The 24,336-nt window shown below is 39.6% G+C and carries 22 protein-coding genes; 8 read left to right on the top strand and 14 right to left on the bottom strand.

What is annotated here, in order from left to right; genetic code table 11:
- Positions 1 to 525 precede the first annotated feature (525 nt).
- Both secDF and ACFO3G_RS01170 read right to left on the bottom strand, forming a co-directional pair.
- Positions 526 to 3,543 (bottom strand): protein translocase subunit SecDF, encoded by a 3,018-nt coding sequence (gene secDF / locus ACFO3G_RS01175; protein ID WP_380077208.1) that lies wholly within the window; start codon positions 3,541 to 3,543, stop codon positions 526 to 528.
- Positions 3,544 to 4,362: 819 nt separating this feature from the next.
- Complete coding sequence (locus tag ACFO3G_RS01170; protein ID WP_380077206.1) at positions 4,363 to 4,632, bottom strand: hypothetical protein; 270 nt, start codon at positions 4,630 to 4,632, stop codon at positions 4,363 to 4,365.
- A 344-nt stretch (positions 4,633 to 4,976) separates the two neighbouring features.
- Here ACFO3G_RS01170 and ACFO3G_RS01165 point away from each other — a divergent pair, with 344 nt between their 5' ends.
- The 6 genes from ACFO3G_RS01165 to ACFO3G_RS01140 all read left to right on the top strand — a co-directional run bounded on the left by ACFO3G_RS01165 (position 4,977) and on the right by ACFO3G_RS01140 (position 11,625).
- Entirely contained in the window at positions 4,977 to 5,474 is a 498-nt protein-coding gene (locus ACFO3G_RS01165) for a hypothetical protein (RefSeq protein WP_380077204.1), read from the top strand.
- Positions 5,475 to 5,792: 318 nt separating this feature from the next.
- A complete protein-coding gene (ileS, locus tag ACFO3G_RS01160; protein ID WP_380077202.1) occupies positions 5,793 to 9,218 on the top strand; it encodes an isoleucine--tRNA ligase in 3,426 nt (1,141 codons plus the stop codon).
- An 11-nt stretch (positions 9,219 to 9,229) separates the two neighbouring features.
- Positions 9,230 to 9,616, top strand: coding sequence for a TraR/DksA family transcriptional regulator (locus tag ACFO3G_RS01155; RefSeq protein WP_380077200.1), 387 nt, complete (start codon positions 9,230 to 9,232; stop codon positions 9,614 to 9,616).
- The gene (locus ACFO3G_RS01150) at positions 9,613 to 10,263 is read left to right on the top strand and encodes a lipoprotein signal peptidase (protein ID WP_380077198.1); all 651 of its coding nucleotides are present in this window, start codon (positions 9,613 to 9,615) and stop codon (positions 10,261 to 10,263) included. Before ACFO3G_RS01155 ends, ACFO3G_RS01150 begins: the two co-directional genes overlap by 4 nt.
- A gap of 24 nt (positions 10,264 to 10,287) precedes the next feature.
- Positions 10,288 to 11,292: a DUF4296 domain-containing protein gene (locus ACFO3G_RS01145; protein ID WP_380077196.1), complete on the top strand. Its 1,005-nt coding sequence runs from the start codon at positions 10,288 to 10,290 to the stop codon at positions 11,290 to 11,292.
- A 30-nt stretch (positions 11,293 to 11,322) separates the two neighbouring features.
- A complete protein-coding gene (locus ACFO3G_RS01140) occupies positions 11,323 to 11,625 on the top strand; it encodes a hypothetical protein (protein WP_380077194.1) in 303 nt (100 codons plus the stop codon).
- Between the two features lie 183 nt (positions 11,626 to 11,808).
- Here ACFO3G_RS01140 and ACFO3G_RS01135 read toward each other — a convergent pair whose 3' ends face one another.
- From ACFO3G_RS01135 to ACFO3G_RS01115, 5 genes are all read right to left on the bottom strand, one after another.
- A complete protein-coding gene (locus ACFO3G_RS01135) occupies positions 11,809 to 14,379 on the bottom strand; it encodes a zinc-dependent metalloprotease (RefSeq protein ID WP_380077192.1) in 2,571 nt (856 codons plus the stop codon).
- A gap of 18 nt (positions 14,380 to 14,397) precedes the next feature.
- On the bottom strand, positions 14,398 to 14,934 hold the full coding sequence (gene cobC, locus ACFO3G_RS01130; RefSeq protein WP_380077190.1) for an alpha-ribazole phosphatase family protein: 537 nt from the start codon (positions 14,932 to 14,934) through the stop codon (positions 14,398 to 14,400).
- Positions 14,931 to 15,356 carry a S4 domain-containing protein gene (locus ACFO3G_RS01125; protein WP_380077188.1) on the bottom strand — a complete coding sequence of 142 codons (426 nt, stop codon included), beginning with the start codon at positions 15,354 to 15,356 and terminating at the stop codon, positions 14,931 to 14,933. Before ACFO3G_RS01125 ends, cobC begins: the two co-directional genes overlap by 4 nt.
- Before the next feature lie 71 nt (positions 15,357 to 15,427).
- Entirely contained in the window at positions 15,428 to 16,471 is a 1,044-nt protein-coding gene (locus ACFO3G_RS01120) for a glycosyltransferase family 9 protein (protein WP_380077186.1), read from the bottom strand.
- A gap of 324 nt (positions 16,472 to 16,795) precedes the next feature.
- Positions 16,796 to 17,392 (bottom strand): DUF4254 domain-containing protein, encoded by a 597-nt coding sequence (locus tag ACFO3G_RS01115; protein WP_380077210.1) that lies wholly within the window; start codon positions 17,390 to 17,392, stop codon positions 16,796 to 16,798.
- Between the two features lie 205 nt (positions 17,393 to 17,597).
- Between ACFO3G_RS01115 and ACFO3G_RS01110 the strand changes: the two genes are divergently transcribed.
- Complete coding sequence (locus ACFO3G_RS01110) at positions 17,598 to 17,843, top strand: hypothetical protein (RefSeq protein WP_380077184.1); 246 nt, start codon at positions 17,598 to 17,600, stop codon at positions 17,841 to 17,843.
- A gap of 579 nt (positions 17,844 to 18,422) precedes the next feature.
- Here the strand turns inward: ACFO3G_RS01110 and ACFO3G_RS01105 are convergent.
- From ACFO3G_RS01105 to ACFO3G_RS01075, 7 genes are all read right to left on the bottom strand, one after another.
- Positions 18,423 to 18,827: a GtrA family protein gene (locus ACFO3G_RS01105; protein WP_380077182.1), complete on the bottom strand. Its 405-nt coding sequence runs from the start codon at positions 18,825 to 18,827 to the stop codon at positions 18,423 to 18,425.
- Positions 18,775 to 19,524: a hypothetical protein gene (locus tag ACFO3G_RS01100; RefSeq protein ID WP_380077180.1), complete on the bottom strand. Its 750-nt coding sequence runs from the start codon at positions 19,522 to 19,524 to the stop codon at positions 18,775 to 18,777. The genes ACFO3G_RS01105 and ACFO3G_RS01100 overlap by 53 nt, the downstream gene beginning before the upstream one ends.
- 75 nt (positions 19,525 to 19,599) lie before the next feature.
- Positions 19,600 to 20,193, bottom strand: a complete 594-nt coding sequence (gene ruvC, locus ACFO3G_RS01095) for a crossover junction endodeoxyribonuclease RuvC (protein ID WP_380077178.1) — start codon at positions 20,191 to 20,193, stop codon at positions 19,600 to 19,602.
- The gene (locus ACFO3G_RS01090) at positions 20,183 to 20,509 is read right to left on the bottom strand and encodes a hypothetical protein (RefSeq protein ID WP_380077176.1); all 327 of its coding nucleotides are present in this window, start codon (positions 20,507 to 20,509) and stop codon (positions 20,183 to 20,185) included. Before ACFO3G_RS01090 ends, ruvC begins: the two co-directional genes overlap by 11 nt.
- Before the next feature lie 186 nt (positions 20,510 to 20,695).
- Positions 20,696 to 21,070: a GntR family transcriptional regulator gene (locus ACFO3G_RS01085; RefSeq protein WP_380077174.1), complete on the bottom strand. Its 375-nt coding sequence runs from the start codon at positions 21,068 to 21,070 to the stop codon at positions 20,696 to 20,698.
- The gene (locus ACFO3G_RS01080) at positions 21,067 to 21,879 is read right to left on the bottom strand and encodes a hypothetical protein (protein ID WP_380077172.1); all 813 of its coding nucleotides are present in this window, start codon (positions 21,877 to 21,879) and stop codon (positions 21,067 to 21,069) included. The genes ACFO3G_RS01085 and ACFO3G_RS01080 overlap by 4 nt, the downstream gene beginning before the upstream one ends.
- A 12-nt stretch (positions 21,880 to 21,891) precedes the next feature.
- Entirely contained in the window at positions 21,892 to 22,734 is an 843-nt protein-coding gene (locus tag ACFO3G_RS01075; RefSeq protein WP_380077170.1) for an ABC transporter ATP-binding protein, read from the bottom strand.
- A 425-nt stretch (positions 22,735 to 23,159) separates the two neighbouring features.
- Between ACFO3G_RS01075 and ACFO3G_RS01070 the strand changes: the two genes are divergently transcribed.
- Positions 23,160 to 24,227 carry an IS256 family transposase gene (locus ACFO3G_RS01070; protein ID WP_380077168.1) on the top strand — a complete coding sequence of 356 codons (1,068 nt, stop codon included), beginning with the start codon at positions 23,160 to 23,162 and terminating at the stop codon, positions 24,225 to 24,227.
- Positions 24,228 to 24,336: the final 109 nt, after the last annotated feature.

Genomic DNA, 24,336 nt, shown 5'->3' with positions numbered 1-24,336 from the left:
TTGCTCCATAACTTTAATTGTTTGATAATCATAAAGTTACAAATAATAAATCAACTAACCTACTGATATTCAATATATTAACACCTTGTATAAGATTGTTTTTCAATTAAATTTAAACAGCTTCTAATAAAATAGATTCAAAAGGCTGCTGATGCCATTCCTATTCCAAAGAGATATTAGAGCAAAAACCGATTGCTATCCCTATGTATCCATGCATAATCTAATCACTAACCTGTTGTACAAAACAATCTACTTTGCCACCTTCGCATTCTGCTTCACTCACATTCATGAGTGCGATTTCTCCAACCTCAACACTCGACTACACCTCATTTTCTTCTTTTAGAAATCCTCTAATTTGCTCACAAATATGATGAAATGAAGTTGCCGTATCATCTTCTCTATTTGCGACAATCACTTCAGGACAGCATTTTTCTAAGCTCTCTTCTTACAATTAAGATAAAAAACGGGGTGCATCACCAAAGATGCACCCCGCTAAATATGAATTATATAATCAAATTCTGATTATTATTTCTTGAGTTCTTTCTTCTTTGTAAGAATATATGCAATCGGAGTAGCCACGAACAATGTTGAATAAGTACCTATAATGATACCAAGAAAGATTGCAAATGTAAAGCTCTTCATCGTTGCACCACCAAGCACAAAGATTACTATCATTACCAAGAATGTAGTGAAAGAAGTATTCAATGTACGAGACAGAGTAGAGTTCATCGCATCATTCATAAGCTGATACGGCTCTCTATCTGGATACAAACCTCTCACCTCACGGATACGGTCAAATACAACCACTGTATCATTGATTGAATAACCAATAATTGCAAGCAATGCAGCAATAAGATTGGTATCCAACTCCATGGTGAATGGCATGATCTTCCAAAGAAGAACATATAGAGACAAGATACAGAAAGTAGTAGAAGCTACTGATACAAATACCCCAATAGAATATGAGATACTTCTAAATCGAAGCAAAATATACAGAGCCATAAAGATCATAGCCAAGAGGACTGCAATAATAGCTTCATTGCTAATATCCTTAGACATAGAAGGAGATACTTTCTGCTGGCTTACTATATTTTGTTGGAAAGCATCTTGCGAAATATTGCTTCCATAGAAGCCCTTCAATCCATCATAAAGTTTTGTCTGAATGTCTTTGTCTACCTGTTCGCCATCTTGCTCGATCATGTAGTTCGTAGCAATACGGACTTGATCGCCACTTGTACCGATAGAAGTAACCTCTACCTTTCCATCAAACTCATCATTCAAAGCCGAACGGACTTCTTCAGAAGAGATCTTCTTATCAAACTGAACTACAAAGTTACGACCACCTGAGAAGTCGATACCCTTGTTAAATCCAATCGTAAACATACCGATGATACCAAGAATGATAACAATCGACGGAATAGCAAGACCCATCTTTCGCTTGCCCAAGATATCAAACTTAGGATTTACAAGCAGATTGCGAGTCATCGATGTAGTAAATGTAATCTTGTCCATCTTACCCTTCTTAGCAAGAGCCTCAAACACGATACGTGTCAAGAACACTGCTGTAATGAACGAAGCGATAAGACCAATCATCAATGTGGTAGCAAAACCCTTGATAGGACCTGTACCAAAGAAGAATAGTACAAGACCGGTAATAATAGTAGTCAAGTTTGAGTCAAAAATAGCCGAGAAAGCATTGCCATAACCATCTGAGATAGCTCTCATAATGCCCTTGCCGGCACGAAGCTCTTCCTTGATACGTTCAAAAATAAGCACATTGGCGTCAACGGCCATACCCAATGTCAAGACCAAACCGGCAATACCTGACAAGGTCAAGACTGCATGGAATGAAGCCAGGGCACCAAGAGTGAAGAAACTGTTTACAATCAAAGCGCCGTCTGCAACAAGACCGGGTAAGAAACCATAAGCCAAGCACATATAAATCATAAGAAGAATAATAGCTATGACAAATGAAATTACTCCGGCATTAATTGCTTCCTGACCAAGCGTCGGTCCAATTACATTCTCTTGCTCGATAAGAACTGTAGTTTCCATCTTACCCGAGTTAAGAACATTTGCCAAGTCTCCCGCTTCTTCTACAGTGAAATGACCACTAATCTCAGAAGAACCACCTGTAATCTCTGTCGCAACATTAGGAGCTGAATAAACAACACCATCAAGGACGATAGCAATCGAACGATTGATATTTGCTTTTGTAAGCGTTGCCCACTTACGAGCACCGTCTTCATTCATCTTCATTGAAACAACCGGTTCAGAGTGACCAAGTTCATTACGAATATCACTCTTAGCAGATGTTACGACTGCGCCCGAGAGATCCGGATCGGCATTCTTGGTACCACGAATAGCATAAAGCTGGAAGACATCTGTCTCTTTACCCTTTGCATCCTGAACAGCCTTAGCACCCCACATAAGCATGAGATCATCACGAATAAGCTTCATTGATTGTGCTCTCTGTACCATTTCATTGATTGCCGGAATATCTCTTCTGTGAGCTTGTCCAACGACAGCACCATAACCACCCGGTTGAAGAAGAGCAAACAATTTCTTGCCTGCATCAGCTTTTATCTCAGCCCTCACATCTTCCTTGTCACTCTTAGCTGTAGCAGAAACAGTGTCTTTATCACTTGCGGCCATCGCCAAATCTTTTTCTGCAGCTGAGTCAATAGCTTGTACTGAAGAAGACTTCTCAGCAGCATCAGCTTCTACGGCATCCAAATTGGCCGAAGTAGCTGTATCAGCTTTTACCTCTGTCTGAGCAGCATCAGCTTCTACAGACTTAGACAAATCAACACGGTCATTAATATTTTGTAAATCGTCTTTTACCTCTTCAAAAGTAAATGTTCTCCAGAACTGCAAGTTGGCAGATCTTTGAAGGAGGTCTCTCACACGTGCAGGATCCTTAATACCCGGCAACTCAACCAAGATACGACCCTGACCTTCCAATCTCTGCAAGTTGGGTGAAGCTACACCAAATCCGTCGATACGAGCACGAATAACGTTGAACGATGCATCGACAGCGCTTTGATACTTATCTTTGATCATCTTACGAACCTCATCGTCCGTTGTCTTGACAGAAATCAAATCTCTCAAGTCTCCTTGACCAAATAGAGCAGCCAAACGCGCATTAGGAGCAAGCTCTTTGTATTTGTCGCAGAAGACATCAATAAAGTTCTTCTGGTCGTTGCTTGACTCGGCATATTCAATAGCCTTCAAAAAGTTAGGGTCCTGGCTTTTGTTTGCCAAATTGCGAAGCAAGTCACCGGCATTAAGCTTAAGAATAACACTCATACCTCCCTTGAGGTCAAGACCTAAACCAATCTGTTGTTTTTCGGCCTCTTTGAGGGTATAACCCATCCACACTTTCTCTCCGGCCATAGAGTCCAAATAAGCTTGTCCCTTTTCTGCTCCCATCTTGTCCGCCTTAGCCACATAGTGACTGGTAACAAATGAGAACGAGATGTAGAACGCGCAAATCAGAGCCAGGAGAGTCGTGATCGTAATCACAAATCCTTTGTTCTGCATTATTAGTACGTATTTATTATTATTGCTTTCAAAATATTCATCGTCTGCAAGGTATTTGTTCTATCCAAACCATAAAATTTGGCAGTAAAACACTCTTACAGCAGGGGGCAAAGTTAATTGTTTTTCCTAATTATTGCACCAATTTGCCGTACAGAATGACTCACAAAGAGAAATTTACCCTGCACTCATAGAAGAGAGTTGTTCGGAAAAACATAATACTAACATGTCTCAACACCCTAATTCTTATGACTTAATAGATAATAAAGCCTCCCTTATTTCGCTAAAAACAAGAGAAAAAGGTGCATACAGCGTTGCCAAAAATAATAAAAATATCATTAAGACATTTAAGGAACAGTTGGGGATTTGAAAGAAAACACCCTGATAAAACACATCAAATAAGACAAATAATGTAAATATATTCGACCCTGTTTTAGTGTAAAAACAGCCCCTTTGTTATCTCTAAACAGGCTCATTCTACACAAACGCCACAAGTAATAGGACGGAATCGTCCTATCTAAATGTTAATATATGTATAGGCGACTTTTTATGGACAAATTGGCGACTTAAAAACCCTCTTCAGGCCACTTTTTGGGGAAGGTCGCGCGACTTGCAATCCATTCTCGCGCTACCTTGAACCTATACTCGCGCGAGGTTGCACCCGAAGCAGCGCGACTTCGCATGTCAAGGTCGCGCGAGATCAGATCGAAAGTCGCGCGAGAACGGATTGCTTCTTGCGCGACCTTATTTGTTAAAATAGCGCATAAAAAAGCCCGTTTCGTACTATAAAAACGGGCAAAGTGCGTATAGGGTCAGAGTCCCCTAACCCCAAATTGGATGAAATTCGTTGTAAATAAATGATGTTTGAACGTCATTTTGAGCATTAGATGTAGCAATAGTATTTAACAAATAGAGGCATCTTTCTGCGAGCTTCACAGCACACAGCAGACAAATCCTAAAGACATTGTTTTTGAAGGCCGGCAAGGCAAGCATTTGTTTCGGAACAAAGAGATATTTCTTACCGCCTCGGAAGAGTAATCCTCCAAGTATCATAACAATTAAAAGTATGGTAAGCACTACTATTGTTTCCATGGGTTATATTCTTTGTATGCTTCTAAGGTACTAAAAATCAAACAGATTACCAATCAGCAAATCAAAAGACTTCGAGTCATAAAAAATCTTTTATCTTCCACTATCGGCTACCGATCAGCTCTTCAACAGAATGGATAGAATCGATTGAATTTGTATTTTAAATCAAAAGTATATCTTTGCCAAGTCTTGAAACATAAAACTGCATGGGCAAGCGAGCCTTGCAGAGCCAAGACTTCCTGAAAGCCAGGAGCCACATCTTATTGAAACTCAGCAAACTAAAACCTCTCAATATTTGCTGTCAATGTGGATATAACTTGTGGAATGTGCAACCAAAATACAACATTATGAGATTAAGGCAGCTCATTTTCGGTATGCTGGCGTGTATGTCGATTTTGATCCTTACAGGAAGCAAAACGATTTATCGCAACGGACAAGAACCGCTTCAAGTCGGAGATGTCCTACCGGAAATACAGACTTTGCTGGGAGTGCAAAAAGAAAATCCTAAACCAACCATGTACTTGGTGCAGTTTTGGACTTCTTATGATGGAGAAAGCAGAGCGAACAACATTCGCTGGCAAAACCTTCTTTCTTCAAAAGCTCTGGCAAATAAGATTGTCTACCGAGGAGTTTCACTCGAGCCGGAGGAGTCAATATTCAAACACACTTTGACTATTGACAAGTTAAAAAAAGATCAACAAGTTATGATTAAGTCCAAAGGTCAAACTCGAGCTAAACAAGATTACGGATTGGAACAAAGATTTCACTCTTATCTACTTGATCAGAGAGGAATTATCAAGGCCGTAGACCCGGATTGGCAACATCTGGCAAAGCTAATGAACTAAGCTTTAGTAAGTAATTTAACTTTGAAAATTTAGATTTTATCATTTATTAAATTTACTCAAACAAAAGATCAAAAGTTTGGGGAAGGAAATTATCAATGGATGCGGTTTTTGACTGCATCCATTTTTTCATTTAAAGCAAAGCACACGTCGACACAACAAAACATCAATCAATCTGAAAATAATACCTAACAGCCTCTTGGATATTGGACAGCGAGGTAATAAATTCGATGACGTTATTCCTATTCCTATACATAATGTACTTAGAATTCGTTACATTTGCGGGATATTAAAGCAAATTCACTATAATAGATAAGTCCTATGGATCGTAAATTTAATGAATATAAACAGCTTGAGCTGTCACAGGTAAACAAAGAAATATTAAAACAATGGGAAGAAAAAGAGATCTTTGCACGCTCTCTAAAAGAACGCGAAGGTGCCCCTTCCTTTATATTCTTTGAAGGTCCGCCTTCAGCAAATGGAATGCCTGGTATTCATCACGTAATTGCACGCTCGATCAAAGATATATTTTGTCGATACAAAACAATGAAAGGCTTTTTGGTCAACCGAAAGGCCGGCTGGGACACTCATGGTCTTCCGGTTGAGCTCGGTGTGGAAAAAAGCCTGGGCATCACAAAAGAAAGCATTGGAAGGAGTATTTCTGTGGCAGATTACAATGCAGCATGCCGCAAGGATGTCATGAAGTACACCAAAGAGTGGGTCAATCTAACCAATCAGATGGGCTATTGGGTAGATATGGAGCACCCATATATCACCTACGACAACAGATATATAGAGACACTTTGGTACCTGCTTAAGCAAATTTACAATAAGGGACTTTTGTACAAAGGGTACACCATACAGCCATATTCACCGGCTGCCGGCACCGGTTTGAGCTCTCACGAGCTTAACCAACCGGGATGCTATCGAGACGTCAAAGACACAACTTGTATTGCACAATTTAAGATTATTGATCCTAAACCTGAGATAACTCGTCATGGAGAAGCGTTCTTTCTGGCATGGACTACAACGCCATGGACACTTCCAAGCAATACAGCACTCGCTGTTGGTCCAAACATCGAGTATTGTATAATTGAAACATTCAACCCCTATACCTCCGTTCCCATAACGATAATTATGGCCAAGCCTCTTATGCACACTCTTTTTGATGCAAAGTTTGAAGGCGATGAGGCCATGGATAATTTCAAAAACGGAGACAAGCATATTCCCTACCGCGTCATTGACACAGTCAAAGGTGCTGACTTAGTGGGTATGAGATACGAACAACTCATTCCATGGGTCAATCCTGGAGAAGGAGCTTTCAGAGTGATACCGGGGGATTTCGTCACAACAGAAGATGGTACCGGTATCGTTCACATTGCGCCAACATTTGGAGCTGATGACGACCGCGTGGCAAAGCAAAATGGCGTACCACCTCTTATGATGATCGACAAGGATGGCATGAAAAGGCCAATGGTTGATTTGAGAGGACGCTTTTTCAAAGTGAAAGATCTTGATCCGAAGTTTGTCGAAGAATGCGTAGACCTTCCTCTTTATGACATCTATGCAGGCAAATATGTCAAGAATGCCTACGACAAAAACAAAACGGACAAAGATGATACTTTGGACATAGAAATATCTGTTATGCTCAAGATGCAGGGCAAGGTATTCCGCATCGAAAAGCATACTCACAACTACCCACATTGTTGGAGAACTGACAAGCCTGTCTTGTACTACCCGCTTGACAGCTGGTTTATCCGTACTACAGCTGTCAAAGATCGTATGATCGAACTAAACAAGACAATCAAATGGAAACCGGAGTCTACCGGAACAGGTCGTTTCGGCAAGTGGCTCGAAAACCTTCAAGACTGGAATCTATCGAGAAGCCGTTTCTGGGGAACACCTCTTCCAATCTGGCGTTCCGAAGACGGGAAAGAGGAGATTTGTATCGGATCGGTAGAAGAGCTGCTATCTGAAATTGACAAGGCAGTGGAAGCTGGTTTGATGGAAAAGAATCCGTACAAAGACTTTGTCGTCGGAGATAATAGTGCTGAAAACTATGATAAGATAGACCTTCACAGGCCTTATGTTGACAACATTGTACTGCTATCTCCAAGTGGTCAGCCAATGCATCGTGAAGCAGACCTTATTGATGTTTGGTTTGATTCGGGAGCTATGCCGTTTGCTCAACAACACTATCCGTTTGAGCACAAAGAGGATATAGAGAATGGCAAGTTGATGCCTGCAGATTTTATTGCAGAAGGCGTAGACCAAACAAGAGGATGGTTCTTTACACTTCACGCCATAGCAACCATGATTGGCAATACCGTTGCCTTCAAAAATGTGGTGTCAAACGGACTTGTTTTGGACAAGAACGGCAATAAGATGAGCAAACGCCTTGGCAATGCAGTGGATCCATTCTCTACAATCGAACAATATGGATCTGATCCATTGAGATGGTATATGATTACCAACTCTTCGCCTTGGGACAATCTCAAATTTGATGTAGACGGAATAGACGAAGTAAAGAGAAAATTCTTTGGTACACTCCACAACACATATCAATTTTTTGCGCTGTATGCCAATTTGGATCATTTTACAGCGACTGAGCCTCTTGTTGAAATTTCGGAAAGAGCTGAGATTGACCGATGGATACTATCTTCACTCAATACGTTGATAGAAGAAGTAGACACACAGCTGGAGGATTATGAGCCAACCAAAGCGGCAAGAGCCATTAGTGATTTTGTGATTGAGCAACTTTCCAACTGGTATGTCAGGTTGTCAAGAAGGCGTTTCTGGGCAGGAGAAATGACAAAAGACAAATTGGCTGCGTACCAAACACTTTACCAATGTCTATTAACAATTTCTAAACTTATGGCGCCTGTGTCACCATTCTATGCAGATCGCCTGTACTGTGACCTTGTCAATGGATTGGACGGTGCCAAAGATTCTGTTCACTTGGAACGTTTCCCCAAAGTTGATCAATCCTGCTTTGACAAGAAGCTCGAGCGTTCGATGAGTATTGCTCAGCAAATCACATCAATGGTATTGTCTCTTAGAAGGAAGGTTAATATCAAGGTTCGTCAACCACTTATGACCCTTATGATTCCTCTAAATGACATTCAAAAGAAACGTACTATCGAACACATAGAGGAGCTTATCAAAGCCGAAGTCAATGTCAAAGAAATCAAATATGTAGATGACAATTCAGGTGTCCTTGTGAAAAGAATAAAGCCTGACTTCAAAAAACTTGGACCTAAGTATGGCAAGATTATGAAGCTTTTGGCTGAAGCAATTAAGAATATGTCTCAAGATGAGATAAGGCTCTTAGAAAAGGAGGGATCTTTCGACATCGAATACAAATCAGGAGAACCCAAAGTCTCTGTGTTACTTGAAGATGTTGAGATTGCTTCGGAGGATATCCCCGGATGGCTTGTTGCCAATGAAGATACACTGACTGTCGCTCTTGATGTTACGGTTACAGAAGAACTCCGTAAAGAAGGCCTTGCGAGAGAGTTCGTAAACAGGATCCAAAATCTTCGTAAACAAAGCGGATTTGAGCTTAATGATAAGATTAACCTATTGGTATTGTCTTCAGATGAGATGGATGAAGTGATCAAAGAATATCACGATTACATCTCCAAAGAGGTACAAGCAGAAAAGTTGGAGCTTCATGATGCTGTGAGTGATAGTAGCGTGCTGGAATTTGATGATTTCACAATAAATGTACAAATAGAAAAACTCTAACAACAAATACTATGGCTGAAAAGACGAGGTACTCGGAAGAAGAATTAGCCGAGTTCAAACAAATAATTCTTGAGAAGCTCGAGCAGGCAACAAAAGACTTCGAACAGCTTCGTGCGGGTGTCAGCAACGCTGAAGGTAATGATGTGGCCGATACTTCTCCTACATTCAAAGTATTGGAAGAGGGGGCCAACACACTTTCTAAGGAAGAGTCCGGAAGGCTTGCCCAAAGACTAATGAAATTTATTCAAAATCTTCAAGCAGCATTAGTCCGAATAGAAAACGGCACATACGGCATTTGTAGGCAAACCGGCAAGCTTATTCCAAAAGAACGTTTGAGAGCTGTACCTCATGCTACTTTGAGCATTGAAGCTAAGCTCAATGAAAACAAAAACAAATGAAGAAACTTAAATTGTCTCAAGGATGGGTGGTCTTTCTGCTCATCCTTATACTTGTTATAATAGATCAAGCAATAAAAATTATCGTCAAGACACACATGGTCTTGGGCGAAGAAATCACTGTTACCAACTGGTTCAGGATATACTTTATAGAAAATCCCGGAATGGCCTTCGGGATCACATTAGGAAGCAAATTATTTCTGACTTTATTTAGAATCATCGCAATAGGTATTGCGTGCTGGGTTATTGCCAAGATAGCCAAAGGAGTCAAACAACCTTTTGGGATGCTTCTATCAATGGCTGCCATCGTTGCAGGAGGGCTTGGCAACATATTTGACTCTGTTTTTTATGGAAAGATCTTCAGCGATAGCCACGGTCAGGTAGCTACATTATTTCCCGGTAATGGCGGATATGGCTCATGGCTGCACGGCAAAGTTGTAGATATGTTTTACTTTCCCATGATTGATAGTTATTTTCCACAATGGATGCCATTTGTCGGAGGCGAACATTTCATATTCTTTAGTCCCATTTTCAACTTTGCCGACTCTTGTGTTTGTGTAGGCACATTTGCCCTTATCTTATTTTATGCCAAATCAACACACAAAGCTCTTTCGACACTACAGATGCCACATTGGTTAAGTAAAAAGTAATTCACGTTAAGCTTTAGATGGACGATGAACACCTACCAAAATCCAAATAAAAAGAATAAAAAGAAACATTGGATTATACTTGCAGTCTGCATACTTGCAGCTATTGCTGTCATTGTGTTTTTTGTCCGTCCCAACAAAAGAAATTGGGAAAAGCTATCGGGCAACAAGCTTATTCAGATTACCACAGACCTAAGTATAGCTGATGGGATTTTTATCTCAAATGGTCTGGGTTATGAAGTTCAAGACTCGACAAAAGCGACTGTTTATGCAGGAATATTCAACAAATATGCCTGCACAAAGCAAGACTATGACAGCTCTATGGCATGGTATTCGCTCAATCGCCCCGATGCAGCAGAAGTGATTTGGGACAAAGTAATGGACAATATCCAAAAGAAGCAGACCGAATTAGACACTATCATCTCAAGAGAAAAAGCGGAAAAAGAGATACTACTAAAGCAACAAGATTTGTCTGATAAGGTTAACATCAATCTACTTGCAACCAATCGGAAACGAGAGCTTATCGAGATAGGTCCTCGAATGGTCAATCAAATCTATGCAACACCTAATAATATACAGGTAACACCCAACACATCATTCCTATTAAATGTCAGCGTACTGGGGCAAATCAAAAAGGGTTATAATCCCATTACCATTGCCGTTGTTGCCAATGATTACAATTCGATTGTGACTTATAAAGAGATGCAAATCAAAAAAACGGGGATGAATAAGCTCAAGCTCACCGTACCAAAAGATTATCTTGATGGTACACTATCCCTCAAAGCATACATTACCTGCCAAAACAGCTCCGACAAAAAGCTTGCACCGCTTACATTTATGATTGACAGCATTAGTCTGATCAAACTTCCGATGAAGAAAGTAGCAAAACAAAATAAGAGCGAAGAGACATCGATTGAAACAGATCAAGAGAAGACTAAACAATCGAATACCAAGATAACCCCCGTACAAATTCAGATAGACGAAAAGGAACTTCAAAAGAAGCTCCAAAGCCTTAGTGAAGAGAAGAAATAACACCAATCTATTTCTCCACTTATTATTAAGATGAAAAGAATCGAACCGAGCGAGTCTCATATCAGATATGCCTCAAATTACATATACTGCAAAGGGAGGTACTGCCCCAGACCTCTATTGCTTCCCAAGACAATGAAACTCGAACAATTTGACAGAGAATGCGAAGCTACGATCTATCTAAGTGGCGTCATGGTAGTAACAGAAGAAGATAATCATAATCTTCCATCACCTCTCAACCCTTCTGAAAACAACATCATTTCAATAGAGGAGATGCAAGCACTTCTTCTCAGTATATCAAAGCCTAATATTTATATCACAAATCTATCTCTCTAATACCCAATTGAATATCTTATTATTCTACCCTCTCAAAAGAAAGTTTCTTGCTATAAGACATAATAAGGGCGATGTATCAAGTCATGATCTGATACACCGCCCTTAATCATAATATAAACATGCCTTTAGAAAGGGGTTTGCTACTGTCGCGCAAAAAGATCTAATTGCATATTGAGTGAAACATTAGAGATTCTTTCCACTTAATGCATTGTCAATTCTTAAAATCTGATATTGATAAAATGCCTTTTGCGCACTGTCACCCGAAGCTCTGCGAGAATTATAGATGTTCTTTACCTGCTTGAGCGCATTGATCCACAATGGAGCAATGATATTAGAATCAATTGAGCGATATAGCATTGTAGGTCTAAAGAAACTATCAGCATCTATATTTTCAGCAACTTCTGTTGCACCCAATGCACACGGCATAGCATCTTTTTCTGAAAGAGCAGCAAGTTCGTCTACGGATTCCACAATTGATCTGGCACCACTTTTCTTATCATTTACAAGATTGGATTCAGACAACATCATAGAGATAGCTTTTGATTCGATGTCTTTATCTGCTTCACTAAGCTTGGCACCTTTCTTAGACTTTTCGAAGACCTTATTGGTTAGATCCGATACATAGTCAGCAAGCTTATAGGCATCTTTGCCACCTTTGAGTTCACTATTATAGATACGATTCATTGCGGCCGGATTATAAAGACCTTGAATAATAAAGTTTCTCATTGTTCCCGGCATATGAGAAAGTGTTCCATTGGACATCAAAGCAACCTGCTCAGGAGTAAACAACCAGTCTCCAAGTGTGCGAGCCTGATTGACAAGCCAATCAATAGCTTTTTGCTGTTTTGCTTTGGGTACAAAGGTATATGCATCAAACTTGTCTCCTTGTCGATTTTCCTTAAAGATCATACCACCAATATATGGAATCACATGACCCAAATGACGACGATATTGAAGTAGCAATTCAAGGTAAGTATTCTGAATATCATCATACCTCTTATCCTTTTGAACCAACCAATTTGGAATATTCTTAGCAATAATCTTAAGATTGCTGATAGACATATCTCCGGCGGTAAAATGATCATTAGATAGATCTTCCGTCTGATCGGTAGGGTCAATTACCGTAGGGAATTGTTGTGCACCAAACTCATACATAGGATCATCAGCCTTAGCTGCAATCCATGCATTCAAGGTAGGCACCTCATCCTGCGGAGTTTTAGCATCCGGGATTAACTTGTAGGCCCAACGAATGGCGTTGATATCATAGACGCCCAATATAGGAGGAGTCAAACAAACACCCCTTTCATAGTCCCCGGGTTGAGCAACAAAATTGTTTCTCGCATAGTCCATAATACTTGGAGTCGTACCATACACCTTAGTGAATGAAGGACTTCTCAGACTATCGATCGTATAGCTGTAGCTTGCACCCATATTGTGCATAAGCCCCAAAGTATGACCAATCTCATGAGACATGACATATCTCAAACTTTGTCTCATCACATCATCATCGAAAGTCTCTTTGCGAACCCTCGGATCAACGGCTCCGGTCTGAACAAATCTCCAATTATGAACAAGACTCAAAACATTGTGATACCAGATCACATTAGCACAGATAATCTCACCACTACGAGGGTCGACATAGCTCGGACCCATGGCATTGGCTGTAGGAGTCGTTGCGTAGCGAACACAACTATAACGGATATCGTCCGGATCAAAGTTAGGATCATCCTTAGGGAAATCCTTTGCTATAATGGCATTCTTAAAGCCGGCAGCTTCAAAAGCTCTGTTCCAATCTTCAATACCCTGCTTAACTATTCCCATCCACTTTGCCGGAAAGGCAGAATCAACATAAAAGATGATGGGCTTGATGGGCTCTACAAGTTCACCTCTAAAATAGGCTGCAGAATCTTTTGGCTGAAGATCCCAACGGTGAACAATCTTATAAGTATCAATCTTATCCTTATCTGTTGTAAACAGTCTACATCCGGAGCTGAAATAGCCTACACGATTATCTTGAAGACGAGGCATCACAGGATTCTTTGGCAATTCAAGAATAGAACGCTGTACTTCAAGTGTGTAAGGGCTATAATATGGTTGTGTAGAATAGGTCAAAACACTCTTTATCTCCACATTCAATGGAAAGGACTTTACATTCGTAACCGAACTTGAGCCCCTAACCAAAGAACCTTTAATTGCACGGCTGCGTGGATTTGCCGAAATGGTAAGAGGAGTAATACATTTCTCGTCAGTAGAGAAAAAGTCTGTTACATCAATCAACACCTTGCCATCTTGAGTATCAATAATTGGAAATGCCTTAAGAATAGGGTCCAAAAAATTTATCTTGAAACTGGATTCTATTGGATCACCCTTACGAACTTTATTTGTTGCCTGACCTTCATGCAAATAAACATTGGCACTATCCTTGGAGAAACGGATAAGAAAAGGAGAGACACTCATCTGTCCGGCAACCACTTCTCTTGTATCACTGGTACCGGCAATACGACTGGAGAGCAAATAATCTTTGGTAAAAACAGAGTCGGGCAAAGCAAAATAAACCTTGTTTTTCTTTGTCATATAGACAGTAAAAGGCCCTTGTTGTGCTTTAGCTCCCATGACCGTCTTATCAAATTTGGATGGAGCCTTAGCCTCTTTCTTCTGTTTTCCTTTGGCTGAAGCTTTTGATTTGCAGGAGGGCATTGCTACAATCATCGATGCCGCCAAACCAAAAGCCAATAACTTAGCTATTGTTTTCATAATAAATTGGTATAAATATCACATTTCAAGAGAGTTAACAGACGCAAATGGAGGTAAGAATTCGAAAGCTTCGCGAAGACTCATCTCCCCTACGTAAGCTCTTGAGCAATTGATGACTCCTCCATGGCAAAAGATTAAAATAGACTTTAAGCCGAGTCTCTTCTTCTCCTCTAAAAACTCAACAACTCTCTTTTGCTGCATCTGGAGGGATTCTCCATTAGGAATCTGATGCTCAATGAAATAATCAAAAAAATCATTGATACTCTTACCCTTAGGTATAATTTGAGCCCAAGTTTGACCTTCCCAATCTCCAAAGTTCATCTCTTTGAGACGATCATCCCTTACTGCTTCAGCAAAGCCACAATAGTCGGCCAACTTGACCGCCCGCTTAAGAGGACTTGTAAAGACTGCATCAAAACTCAATGAAGAGAGCATCTTCTTTGTAGGTTCGGCCTCTTCTTCAAAGGTAGGATTGACATCTACATCTGTATTGCCATAGCAAATCTGATTGCCATCCCATACAACTGAAGTATGCCTAACCAAATATACTTTCATCTTTTTCTTTTTTTCTTGTTTAATCTTGCATAAGCACTCTGCTCCTCATCAAAATCAAGCTCTTCCTCCATCTCAAGCATCTTTTTGTAACGATAACGATTTTCAGGATTATTCTTACTACTTTTTCTTAAGGAAGCACTCTTTGACGAAAGGTGAGTACGCTTTTGAATCTTCTCTTCTTTGTTTCTAATTTTTCGATCTATGGCATCTTTATAAGCTTCATCAGCCTCGATTTCCAATATAAGGTCACGTACAGGTAGCTCAACATCATCCAAGCAGACAACATCTTTGGCATTGACACTATCTGACAATGCTGCTCGTTTACCATTGATAGTAATTCGACCTTGGCGAACAATAGCTTCAGCTTCCCGCCTGGAGCCAAGTCCGGCTTCACTAATAAATTTGTTTATTCTAATTGACATAGAATTATCTGATAACTAAAAATGATTGTTTATTGTTTCTTTGATAGTATAACCTATTTAAAACAGGTAAATTACAAGCAATTCTCTACAAGATGTTTATAAATCAATTCAACATCAATGTTCTTACATGCGGCATCATGCCTTCTACATGGTTTATTGCCAAAAGTTGAACAAGGACTGCAAGGCATGTCCAATGTTATCACATCTTCCTCTTTCTGTCCATACCCCAAAAATCCGGCATACGGATGTGTTGCACACCAGATGCTCACAACACGAATCCCCAACAACGACGCAAAATGCATATTGGCACTATCCATAGAAACCATACATTTGAGTGTTTGCATGATGGCCAACTCCTCAGGAAGGCTCAGCTTGCCTGCCAATGAAAAACAATTGGGATACTTCTCAGCCCACTCGTTAAGTACATCTTGTTCTTTCCCTTTAGCCCCAAAAAGAATAATATCCACATTATCTAACGAAGACAACTTTTCAACAAGTATTTGCATCCGGTCAATTGGATATGTTTTGAGATCATGTGCCGCAAAAGGAGCTATTCCGATGCGACAAGATATTCGTTCTGAGGGCAGTATGCCCAATCTTTCTTCAACGACACGAATATCACTTTGAGGGATACAGATTGTTGGAATATTATCATTTGGAAGTTCAAAGTGCAATCCGGCAGACCTTACCACATTGGCATAACGTTCCACCATGGAACACAATTTCATTTTATGTTTCAAAGGAGGATATGCCGTAAGCAGTGCCCAAGCTTTGCGAGGTTTATGAAGATGTTTGCTCTTAACGCCTCTCAGTCTCAAAGCGATACGAATAATCTTGGATCTTAAAACATTATGAAGATCAATCACCTTATCAAACTTTTCTTCTGCCAGCCTGGATGTATATCTCAAAAGTCCGGGCAAACGCCTCTCATCACGCTTAATGTCAATGCCCATAGATTCGACATTGTCTGGTGCTTGCAGAAGCAAACCGGTCAACTCGGGACGAGTCAAAAACGTAAAGCTATGCTGCGGATTAGCTTTTGCAACCGCATATAGGACCGGGATAGTCATCGCCACATCACCAAAAGCTGACAATCTAATGATAAGATATCTCATAAGATAGATTGAGAAATAGGGTGTAATTTGATTGTTTCGAGAAATTAAGACTTAAAAAACTTCCTGGCAAAAAGACCAACGGCTTCGCAGCCTATCAGAAGTTACACATGTATGAGGACACATAATCCTGCTACGAGGGCTATAAGTTTCATAATAAAACTCAAGCTGTTTAATAGACCACTCCTTCTATCAACGACAATCTTGAATTAATTGGTTGTAAAAGATTTTATATTTCACTTTGAAACCAACTCAAAACAGTTTACAAGGTTTTGTGGAGTGATGATACTAAACAGCTTCATAGATAATACACTCAACGAAGAGTAATTACTTATTCTTCTTGTCCAACAAAACAGGATTAAGATTGGGGTCGTTGTACATCTTCATCTGTTTATAAACCTTCATATACTTACGACCTTCTTCTATATCCTTAAGCAAAGTATCGATAGCCCCGCTAAGGTCCATATCCTGCTCAAGCAACACCGCCAACTTTTGACGACATTGAGAACGGGTTTCTTCAGAAGTATCTGTTCTCTTGGTTGCCAGATTCATATTGTGAATCTTCAATTTCAGAATCGAAAGTCTATCAATAGCCCACGCCGGACTTTCTGTATTGATGGTCGCATCCGCCTTAGGGCAAATATCACTATACTTAGTTAAGAAATAAGAGTCAATCCTCTCAACTAAGTCTGTACGGTCCTGATTACTTTTGTCAATACGGCGTTTTATTACCAGAGCCTCCTTAGGATCAATATCCGGATCTCTAATAATATCTTCCAGATGCCATTGGATATTGTCAATCAAATTCTTTCTAAATAGATCGTGCTCAATAGTATTCTCAGGATACGGGTTTTCATATACCGCATCAACATCATCCTTCTTATCGTAAGCAACGATTGCCTCAGCGAATACTCGCCCTGCCATTTCACTAAACTTCTCCATAGGAATTCTATTTTTACATTAACCTACACCAAAGATAATGCTTTGTATGCAATACGCCCTAATTTATCCCAAATCCGGCCTTTGAATCAAGTAATTCAGAAGTCTCTCTAATCAATAATGGAAATGAAGAGTCATTGCGAAAGAGATCCGTTTTTTGTATATTGATTGTTGATACAAATCACTAACCATGAAGATAAGCATATTACTTACCATACTTTTGATAATCATTTCGCTTGGTGGAGCATTCCTCCATGTGGGTAAGGTATGTCTTTTCGGCAGGATACAAACAGATCCCGGTCATGGTCTTTATCATAGGGCTGTGAAGCTCATGATGAGAACCTTTTATTTGTTAAATACTGTTGACTTAGATTCAACTCTAAAAGCTGATAAAACACTATTGATTAAACCTCAAAATCATAAATTCGATGGTTAGGGTCATCTGACCTTCTTACCGACTTTGCCCGTTTTTATAGTACGAAACGGGCTTTTTTATGCGCTATTTTAACAAATAAGCTCGCGCAAGAAGCAATCTGTTCTCGCGCGACTTTGGATCCAATCTCGCGCGACCTTGACATGCGAAGTCGCGCTACTTCAGGTGCAACCTCGAGCGAGTTTACCTTCAAGGTAGCGCGAGAACGGATTGCAAGTCGCGCGACCTTCCAAAAAAGGCGACTTGAAAGTGATTTTTAAGTGGCTAAAAGATAAATTACAAATACCTTACATATATTTTAACACATCGCAATAAAGATAAATCTGCCTTCCCTCTCTCTTTGTAGAAGAAATAGCCCTTTTTGAGATCAAAAACAGGCTGTTTTTAAGACTAAAATCAGTCTTAATAAATTTACATTATTTATCGAATTAATCATGGTTTAACCGAAAGTATACAATCAAAAAAAGCCTTGAATTTAGAACCTAACCACTATTCTTTCTCAATAAGTACAAACAAATCTTATTGTAGAATGTGAAGATTCACAATTCAAGGCAATCTCAAATACAAACAGCCTGAGAAATATTACTTTCTAAAAGTCACAAACTTATTAAAAGCAAAATTGATCAATGTATAAAAGACCATACCTATAAAATGATTATATAGGCGATCATAAGAGGTGTGATTGTTAAGGCTATAGACCAATGCATATTGGATGACATAGCAAAAAAGAAATCCTAACAGGAATACAACCAACTCCTTCAGCCAATTGCCATGCGCAGAAAAAGTCCACTTTTTATTTAATAAGAAGCTATTTATCAAGCCGGCAATATATCCGCATATATTAGCAATGAAATCGCTTGTGCCGATAACTTTCAAAAATATGGCAATCACTACAGCTGTAATCAATGTATTCACAACACCGACCAAGCCATATTTAATCAACTGAATTAGCGCCTCGTTTTGCTTGATATTTTCTAATAGTTTCATCTATCACCTCTTTATCTATCACATTAGCATTTGTCAAAAGGCAATCTTTTGCCATAAAATGTCCATACTGATTGCACTCATCAACAAACTTTTTGATCACCAAAGCTATATCAGATTTGAGTGGATACAGCAAAGTACAGACAAGCCAATTAGGACCAACTTTAAACTTTTCGATCTCTCCCGAGCTTTCTTCAATGCGAAAAGTAAGCTCTTCTTTCATTTGAGTAATCTGAAAATCTTTGAATGGCTCCAAATTATCACTGATAAACAATGCCATAAAACGCATCAACTTGTCACGTCCCCCCAATCCACTGGTAATGGCAACCTGGGTCTCATCCAGAAGATTACCAAAAATCGAAACCTTGCACTCAAATTGCGCCATCAAAGCCCAATACCTCAATTCGCCCGGCTTTACAACCTCGAGAAAGTCCTCTAAAACCCTAAATGAATCAACCTTTCCCGACCCACCAAGCATGATAAGAGCCTCTATCTTGTCAACCTTTTGCGATAAACGGCTGTACAAGATTTTTTCTGCCACAATGGGATCGTAATGATGGAAAGCCTCAATATTCTTAGACAGCTTCTCTTTGATAGATGTCTGAATATATTTCTTTTGAAACTCGATCGGAACAGGTTCATTCAACTGATGAATCTGTCCCTCCATCTTGCTTAATTCTTTCAACGGATCTCTACTCATATATACAAAGATATCTAATTCACAGGAGTCTACAACGAAGAAAAAAGAATTTACCTCTTATGAAGACAGTCAAAACTACTTCTTTATCCTATCGGGATTTGACTTGACAAAATCCGCCCAACTCTTGCTCGCTGAGATCTCCTTTTGCAATGGATTAGAACTCAAAAAGAAATGGCATAAAGCAGCCGCCATACCATCTGTTGCATCAAGTTCTTTGAACATATTTTCTTGTGGTATTTTCAGATGACGTTGCACCATGGCTGCAACCTGCTCCTTTGAAGCATGACCATTGCCGGTTATGGCCTCTTTGATCCTCATGGGGACATATTCTGTAATAGGAATATCACGCTGCAATGCCGCTACCATGGCTACACCCTGCGCCCTTCCAAGCTTGAGCATAGACTGGACATTCTTGCCAAAAAATGGAGCCTCGATAGCCAGCTCATCCGGCAAATAGGTATCAATCAAATTGATAACACGATCAAAAATTCTTTTTAGTCGGATATAATGATTGTCGTACTTGTTTAGCTTTAAGACACCCATTGTTACCATTTCCGCTTTCTGCCCCACACAACGCAATATACCATACCCCATCACAATGGTACCGGGGTCAATGCCAAGGATTATTCTTTCTCTGGATTTATTTACTCCCAACGAATCACTTTTCATTGCATCCTCCTATCGGTGATAAAAAGGAATCAAAAGAAAGAACAAGATCGCCAAACTTATCATGCAAATCTTTCATACATTCTGTATATACAGCATCGCTAATAAGCCGATCTCGATCCTCTTTGCCGGCCACTCTGATTTGCAGACACAAGCTCGACAAAGCATCATCCGCTATAGGTTCGACAAGACGAAAAAGCTCAAACTCTACATTTAGTTGATCGTGAAGTTTCGGAAGAAGCTCTTTACGAAAATGAGAAACGACTGATACCAAAGCCGAGTTGGGCATCGCAAAAGTTATATTATATATATGACTCATATTGTTATGTATTAACGGACAAAATAAAGAATAGCTTAGAAACAATCACGAAATTAACTTAAAACAGTTTCTTAATCAAAGCTATCCAACAAAAAATAAACCCAAGTATATTTTCATACCTGGGTTTGTAAGATGAAAAAGTATATGAACAGAGATTCTATTTGTATAGTTCTCGGAATAAATGCCTTAGGACTTTAAGCCAAAATACTTTTGATACTGCTCTTCCAGTTGTTCCCATGAGATATCCAACTGCTCCATATTTTTAAAAAGTGTGGGTAAGACTTTTGATTTAAAAGCCTCACGTCTCTCACTCTTGATGGCTTGAGGAGCTTTTTTCTCCACATAAAAGCCCATTCCTCTTTTGGGATAAATAATCTCTTGAAGCTGAAGGCGTTCATAAGCTCGCATCGCAGTATTGGGATTGACCTCCATTTCAACTGCAATATCTCTTACGGAGGGAATCCTTTCGTCAGGTTTATACTCACCTATCAGAATCCGCTCCTTAATCAACTCAGCTATTCTTAAGAAAATATTTCCCTTTTGTATATCTTGACTAATCATAACTGTTTCGTTCTTATTGAGTAATAAGTAGCCCAAAAAATAAGTACAGACAAGACATATGGGACTATTGCAAAACTTTTCGCTTCTACCATCTTTATGAAATCCGGATTAACCTGGATAAGCAACATGAAGATTACTGCAACTATTTGAGAAATAAAACTGCTGGCCAATACATAAACAAGCAAGGCTACAGAAAACTTCTTAAATCTTACACAGCAAAATTGGTAGAAAGCAAAACTCATCATAGCATATCCAATAAATCCTCTCAAAAACCATACTGCTTCTTTGGGAATTGAACTCGATGAAAAGACAAAAGGATTGTACAAAACATAAGATGTTTGGCCATTTCCCATTCCATCGGCGAAACGTAAAATACTGGAAGTTGAAACAATGTTACATCCATTGACGAGCCAATCGATTGTATATGCCAATTGGCTGGTCAAATAGGCCAACACACAATAAATCAAATAGATAACAAAGGTGGAAACAAACTTAACTCCATTCCCAACCGGAATAAGAGGATAGGCCATTGGAACAGGCTTATTAACTCTCTTATTGATAGAATATCCATAAAGCAGGTAGAAAACAAAGCTACACAGCATAAACGAAAGTGAATGGTCATAAACCAGAGGAGATCCACTGTCATTTAGCATGTATATGAGTTCCGAACACAAAACAATAGCACCAATAGTGATAAAGACAGCCAACAAAGTCCTCCTACCACTACATATAAACTCTGACTTCAGTAATTTCCATAAACGTGAAAGGAAACTATTGGAAAAATTATTTATTTGAACCGACTGTTCCATACAATTACCATATTAATGTTTAATATATTTACCTACGAGATCATGGTTGGAGATTACGCCATTAAAAAAGAGTTCAAGAGAGAAGTAATCATCATCAAAATCTTGCGAGTTTTTTTCTCTCAAAAACATACCTACATTGCCAATAGGTGATTGCTCTGTATATAGTGGTTGTCCGTCAACCTTATCCGTTTGTGAAAAATGAAATGTTTGACTCAACTCATATATACTTTCGTTACATACAATCTCATTATTGTTCATTAGCACCACACGATCAATAAGAGACTCTAAATCCCTAACTTGATGAGTACTGATTATAACGGTCTGATTTTCATTCAAATACTTGGCCATTAGCTGACGAAAAGCAGTCTTAGAAGGAATATCAAGACTATTGGTAGGCTCATCCATCAAAAGAAGAGGTGTGCGAGAAGCCAAAGCAACTGTTATGACAACTTTCTTTTGTTGTCCTTGAGATATTTTACCAAGCTTCATTTCATCATTCAAATCAAAAACACGCATTGCGTCAGCCTCTACTTCTTTGTCATAAGTAGGATAAAAAGATGCCATCATATCTAAATATCTACGAACCTTAACAGATGGGCATTGCACAATCTCCGGAAGCAAGAAAATTTCCTGCTGAACAGCAAAAGAACGGGTACTCGGGTCGTTAAACAACACGCTAATATTTCCTGATTTAGGCAATAATGAACCGGACAAAAGTTTCAACATTGTTGTTTTGCCTTCACCATTCTTACCTAACAAACCGGTAATTGTTCCCTGGGGAAGTTGAAGATTAAGGTCCTTAAACAAAGGAACACCTCTCTTATACGAATAGTTTAGATTGCTTATTTTTATCATTTTCAAATAATATTACAGTGAGCTTATCAACTTACAACAGTCAAATGAAATCACACTACTTTCTTAATGCCAATAACCAAGAAACTGTTTTGAAGTAATTAAGTAATTCAATAAATAAGAGCTTAGAGTTGCTTCTATCCGAAAGTGCATCAAACAATATTTATATCACAATAAGATCAAAATAGCTTCCGGACAACATTATCTCGGTACAACATCGCTGTTACTAACCCACATATGCTGTCCCACTTTATTAATACACTACAAAGATAGAAAACCTTTTGAAAAGAAGAAACAATAGAAAAAGAATTATTCACACCATTAACCACACAATAGCATCTGATCATTATAAAAGATACTGTCCCGAAAAAGTGTGTAAGACCCAAGACTATTATCTTTGAAAAAATAAAATAAAACAGTAAAACAGTATGGATCTTACACGCACACAAATTAAAGAAATTATTTCGAATCAACTAGCAAGCAAAGACGGACTCAACGAATTATTGATTCTTATGATGGAAATCATCATGGAGGGAGAACGCACCATCTATTTGGATGAGCACCGGGATTACGGGAACGGTTTTCGTCCCCGCAAAATTCTCTACGAGGGGAACATGCTCGANCTGATGTATTCGCAGGGCAGCACGATGCAGGACATCTCCAAATGCTTCGAGTTGCTTTATGGTAAAGAGATGAGTACGAGCAGTATCAACCGTCTGAGCATAGGAACACGCTCCCGTGTGGAAGCCTTTATGAGTCGCAAGCTTCCCTGTCGCCTGGAAGCCCTGATCATCGATGCCACCTTTATTCCGGTCAGGCGCGGAGGCAGTTGTACCAAAGAGGCCTTCTTTGTGGCCATGGGTTTGAGCGAAGACGGGCGACGTGAAATTGTCGGGATCTACAACAATCCCACCGAGGGAAGTCATATTTGGAGAGCCTTCTTTTCCGACTTGAAGGCACGTGGTCTGAAAGAATTGAAACTGATCGTTTCGGACGGATTGTGCGGGATAGAAGAGGTGGCTTCGGAGTGTTTTAAGGGGGTGTCGGTTCAATTGTGTACCGTTCACAAGAAGAGGGAGCTTCAGTCCAAAGTGAGACCGCGGGACAAGGCTTTGTTTTCATCGGAATTGAAAGAGGTATTCAGTACGGAATCTTCTGTAAGGAGTTCTCGAGAAGGGGTGGAACGAATGAAAGCGTTTTGTGCAAGATGGGGCAGGAGTTATCCTTTTCTTTTGAAATTCGGAGAAAGTCCGAGGCTTCCGTTCTATTTCACCTATCTGGATTATGCTCCCGAGGTCAGACCGTTTATTTACAGCACCAATTGGGTGGAACGTTTTAACAGGCAGATCAAGAAAGCCGTCTCCTATAAGGCTGCTTTACCCTCCGTGGATTCGGCTCTCTACCTGATTGGACTTGTAGCTTTGAATGCAACGTATCTTCACAGGAAGATAGGGAATCTTTCGGCCGGATTGATTGAAATTATTGCTGTCCGATAAAAGTTTCATAGGACATATTAATGATGCTCAATCGCTGAATTTATGCGGTTGAGCATTTCATTTTTACAAGATAAGCCCCCCTAATCAAAAAGCGAGGGTATTAAAGGGG

It is taken from the genome of Falsiporphyromonas endometrii (assembly GCF_042654485.1).
Taxonomy (GTDB): Bacteria; Bacteroidota; Bacteroidia; order Bacteroidales; family Porphyromonadaceae; genus Porphyromonas; species Porphyromonas endometrii.
The sequence above is the reverse complement of the archived record's forward strand: the minus strand, read 5'-3'. Positions and strand labels throughout refer to the sequence as shown.

Coding starts and splice junctions, on each gene's coding strand:
- ACFO3G_RS01150 (WP_380077198.1), top strand. CDS start 9,613: ATGAAGAAACTTAAATTGTCTCAAGGATGGGTGGTCTTTCTGCTCATC.
- ruvC (WP_380077178.1), bottom strand. CDS start 20,193: ATGAAAAGTGATTCGTTGGGAGTAAATAAATCCAGAGAAAGAATAATC.
- ACFO3G_RS01140 (WP_380077194.1), top strand. CDS start 11,323: ATGAAAAGAATCGAACCGAGCGAGTCTCATATCAGATATGCCTCAAAT.
- ACFO3G_RS01085 (WP_380077174.1), bottom strand. CDS start 21,070: ATGATTAGTCAAGATATACAAAAGGGAAATATTTTCTTAAGAATAGCT.
- ACFO3G_RS01120 (WP_380077186.1), bottom strand. CDS start 16,471: ATGAGATATCTTATCATTAGATTGTCAGCTTTTGGTGATGTGGCGATG.
- ACFO3G_RS01105 (WP_380077182.1), bottom strand. CDS start 18,827: ATGAAACTATTAGAAAATATCAAGCAAAACGAGGCGCTAATTCAGTTG.
- ACFO3G_RS01135 (WP_380077192.1), bottom strand. CDS start 14,379: ATGAAAACAATAGCTAAGTTATTGGCTTTTGGTTTGGCGGCATCGATG.
- ACFO3G_RS01090 (WP_380077176.1), bottom strand. CDS start 20,509: ATGAGTCATATATATAATATAACTTTTGCGATGCCCAACTCGGCTTTG.
- ileS (WP_380077202.1), top strand. CDS start 5,793: ATGGATCGTAAATTTAATGAATATAAACAGCTTGAGCTGTCACAGGTA.
- ACFO3G_RS01170 (WP_380077206.1), bottom strand. CDS start 4,632: ATGGAAACAATAGTAGTGCTTACCATACTTTTAATTGTTATGATACTT.
- ACFO3G_RS01075 (WP_380077170.1), bottom strand. CDS start 22,734: ATGATAAAAATAAGCAATCTAAACTATTCGTATAAGAGAGGTGTTCCT.
- ACFO3G_RS01145 (WP_380077196.1), top strand. CDS start 10,288: ATGAACACCTACCAAAATCCAAATAAAAAGAATAAAAAGAAACATTGG.
- cobC (WP_380077190.1), bottom strand. CDS start 14,934: ATGAAAGTATATTTGGTTAGGCATACTTCAGTTGTATGGGATGGCAAT.
- ACFO3G_RS01110 (WP_380077184.1), top strand. CDS start 17,598: ATGAAGATAAGCATATTACTTACCATACTTTTGATAATCATTTCGCTT.
- ACFO3G_RS01100 (WP_380077180.1), bottom strand. CDS start 19,524: ATGAGTAGAGATCCGTTGAAAGAATTAAGCAAGATGGAGGGACAGATT.
- ACFO3G_RS01125 (WP_380077188.1), bottom strand. CDS start 15,356: ATGTCAATTAGAATAAACAAATTTATTAGTGAAGCCGGACTTGGCTCC.
- ACFO3G_RS01080 (WP_380077172.1), bottom strand. CDS start 21,879: ATGGAACAGTCGGTTCAAATAAATAATTTTTCCAATAGTTTCCTTTCA.
- ACFO3G_RS01155 (WP_380077200.1), top strand. CDS start 9,230: ATGGCTGAAAAGACGAGGTACTCGGAAGAAGAATTAGCCGAGTTCAAA.
- ACFO3G_RS01115 (WP_380077210.1), bottom strand. CDS start 17,392: ATGGCAGGGCGAGTATTCGCTGAGGCAATCGTTGCTTACGATAAGAAG.
- ACFO3G_RS01165 (WP_380077204.1), top strand. CDS start 4,977: ATGAGATTAAGGCAGCTCATTTTCGGTATGCTGGCGTGTATGTCGATT.
- secDF (WP_380077208.1), bottom strand. CDS start 3,543: ATGCAGAACAAAGGATTTGTGATTACGATCACGACTCTCCTGGCTCTG.